Annotated in this window: 3 protein-coding genes; all 3 read left to right on the top strand. The window is 44.6% G+C overall.

The genetic code is table 11. From position 1 onward, the window contains the following. The first annotated feature begins 268 nt into the window (after positions 1 to 268). The gene (locus AB4238_RS21380; protein ID WP_372035533.1) at positions 269 to 1465 is read left to right on the top strand and encodes a glycine C-acetyltransferase; all 1197 of its coding nucleotides are present in this window, start codon (positions 269 to 271) and stop codon (positions 1463 to 1465) included. An 87-nt stretch (positions 1466 to 1552) separates the two neighbouring features. Beyond that, positions 1553 to 2578, top strand: coding sequence for an L-threonine 3-dehydrogenase (tdh, locus tag AB4238_RS21375; RefSeq protein ID WP_372035531.1), 1026 nt, complete (start codon positions 1553 to 1555; stop codon positions 2576 to 2578). An 86-nt stretch (positions 2579 to 2664) separates the two neighbouring features. After that, entirely contained in the window at positions 2665 to 2973 is a 309-nt protein-coding gene (glpE, locus tag AB4238_RS21370) for a thiosulfate sulfurtransferase GlpE (RefSeq protein WP_371994250.1), read from the top strand. The last annotated feature ends 14 nt before the right edge of the window (positions 2974 to 2987 follow it).

Genomic DNA, 2987 nt, shown 5'->3' with positions numbered 1-2987 from the left:
TGCAATTGGTATTAGATAAGATCTTAGCGCCTCCCTCATGTGCTTGATACCAATAGCAGAATCCACTAATAGTCATGCGCCCACTCAACAAAATTACCACGCCCCAAAATTCAAACTTTTAATTAGTTTAACTAACCTGAAACATTCCCTAGGCCTAATCTCACTTATCAGGAGACAGCTGCAGAAAAAAAGCTGTAGGACTGGGCTTTTTAAGGTTAAAATGCCGCCACTCCAATAATCAAAACAATGCTAATTAAGGAGAATTCGGGTGGCAAAAACCTCATTCTACGACCAAATAAATCAACAGCTTGCCGATGTAAAAGCGGAAGGCCTTTATAAGAGCGAGCGCGTAATTGTTTCTCCTCAACAAACAGCAATTAAAGTTAATGGTGATGAAGTTATTAACTTTTGTGCCAACAACTATTTGGGTTTAGCTAATCACCCAGAGCTAATCAAGGCAGCACAAGGTGGACTCGACGCCCATGGTTTCGGCATGGCGTCAGTACGATTCATTTGTGGCACCCAAGATATCCATAAAACTTTGGAAGCTAGCCTAAGCTCATTCTTAGGCATGGAAGACACCATTCTTTACTCTTCATGCTTCGATGCCAATGCAGGCCTGTTTGAAACTTTACTAAGCGCTGAAGATGCAATTGTTTCTGATGCACTCAACCACGCCTCAATTATTGATGGTGTGCGCCTTTGTAAAGCTAAGCGCTTCCGTTATGCCAATAACGATATGGCTGATCTTGAAACCCAGCTTAAAGCAGCAAAAGAAGCTGGTGCACGCAATACCTTGATCGCTACCGATGGCGTATTCTCTATGGACGGCGTGATTGCTAACCTAAAAGGTGTGTGTGATCTTGCTGACAAGTACGACGCACTAGTGATGGTTGATGACTCTCACGCAGTTGGTTTTGTTGGCCAACAAGGCCGTGGTACTCATGAGTTCTGCGAGGTGATGGACCGCGTTGATATTATCACCGGTACTTTAGGTAAAGCACTTGGTGGCGCTTCAGGTGGATTCACTTCCGCTAAAAAAGAGGTCGTTGATTGGTTACGTCAACGCTCACGCCCATACCTATTCTCAAACTCATTAGCACCCTCAATCGTTACAGCTTCTATCCATGTGTTGGAAATGCTAAAAGATGGCCAAGAGTTGCGTGAAGCGGTATGGGAAAACAGCCGTTACTTCCGTGAGAAAATGTCAGCGGCAGGCTTCACCCTTGGCGGTGCCGATCATGCAATCATTCCAGTAATGATTGGCGATGCCAAACTGGCTGGTGACTTCGCCAACCGTCTACTCGCAGAGAATATCTACGTGATTGGTTTCTCTTTCCCTGTAGTACCGAAAGGTCAGGCACGTATTCGAACGCAAATGTCAGCTGCGCATACTAAACCGCAAATTGACAAAGCCATTGAAGCCTTTACCCGTATCGCGAAAGAGATGGGAATTATCAGCTAGAATTAAATCAATTGGGCTACACAGTGTTGTAGCCCTTTTTGTATCAATTTGAAGACCAATGACTGTTGGTCTGGCATAGGTTCTAAAATGAAAGCGCTAAGCAAACTAAAGCCTGAAGAAGGCATCTGGATGGTTGATGCCCCCAAACCTGAAATGGGCCACAATGATCTGCTGATTAAGATCCGTAAAACCGCCATCTGTGGTACCGATGTGCATATCTATAACTGGGACGAATGGTCACAAAATGCTATTCCAGTACCTATGGTGGTTGGCCATGAGTACGTAGGTGAAGTTGTCGATATGGGTCAGGAAGTGCGTGGCTTTACTATTGGTGACCGAGTATCAGGCGAAGGGCATATTACCTGTGGTCATTGCCGTAACTGTCGCGGTGGCCGTACTCATTTATGCCGTAACACCTCTGGCGTTGGTGTGAATCGTGAAGGTGCATTCGCTGAATATTTAGTGATCCCAGCCTTTAACGCTTTTAAAATCCCAGATGATATTTCAGATGATCTGGCTTCTATCTTTGATCCATTTGGCAATGCTGTTCATACCGCATTATCATTTGATCTTGTCGGTGAAGACGTGCTGATTACTGGAGCTGGTCCGATTGGCATTATGGCTGCAGCTGTTTGTCGCCATGTAGGTGCGCGTCATGTGGTGATCACTGACGTCAACGAATACCGTCTCGAACTAGCTGAGAAAATGGGTGCCACCCGAGCGGTCAACGTTGCCAAAGAAAGCTTGGATGATGTAATGAGTGAACTTGGCATGACTGAAGGTTTCGATGTCGGTCTTGAGATGTCAGGTGTACCTGCAGCATTCCATTCAATGCTCGATACCATGAACCATGGTGGTAAAGTTGCTATGCTAGGTATTCCTGGCGGCGAAATGGCGATTGACTGGAGTAAAGTGATCTTTAAAGGATTAATCATCAAAGGTATTTATGGCCGTGAGATGTTTGAGACTTGGTACAAGATGGCCAGCTTAATCCAATCAGGTTTAGATATATCTCCAATTATCACTCATCACTACAAAATAGATGACTTCCAGCAAGGCTTTGACGCTATGCGCTCAGGACAGTCTGGCAAAGTGATCCTAAACTGGGATTAAATAGTCCTTGAGGGCTGGCAGAATTTCAGCCCTCTATTTATCTCCAAATTATCGCCAACTACACATTCAATTAATGCAGGTTTTCTATGTCAGCGTTTCAACATTTAAGTGTCAATCAACTTATCCACATGCAAGAAGCTACAGCCGAATTGCAAATAGTCGACATTAGAGATGCTGCCAGCTTTGAAGCTGGGCATATTAGCAGCTCATTTAACCTCAATAATGAAAACATCAGCCATTTTATTGCAGGAGCCGACATGGATCTGCCATTGGTTGTTGTCTGCTACCACGGCATTAGTAGCCAAAGCGCTGCAACCTACCTAAATGAGCAAGGTTTTGATAATGTTTATAGCTTAGATGGCGGATATAGCGCCTGGCATCAAGCTAACGCGTAATACCAATCAGTATA

Origin of the sequence: Shewanella sp. 10N.286.45.A1, from assembly GCF_041470405.1 — a bacterium.
Classification (GTDB): domain Bacteria; phylum Pseudomonadota; class Gammaproteobacteria; order Enterobacterales; family Shewanellaceae; genus Shewanella.
The sequence above is the reverse complement of the archived record's forward strand: the minus strand, read 5'-3'. Positions and strand labels throughout refer to the sequence as shown.

Excerpts from the sequence above, each read along its gene's own strand:
- tdh (WP_372035531.1), top strand. The coding sequence starts at position 1,553 with ATGAAAGCGCTAAGCAAACTAAAGCCTGAAGAAGGCATCTGGATGGTT.
- glpE (WP_371994250.1), top strand. The coding sequence starts at position 2,665 with ATGTCAGCGTTTCAACATTTAAGTGTCAATCAACTTATCCACATGCAA.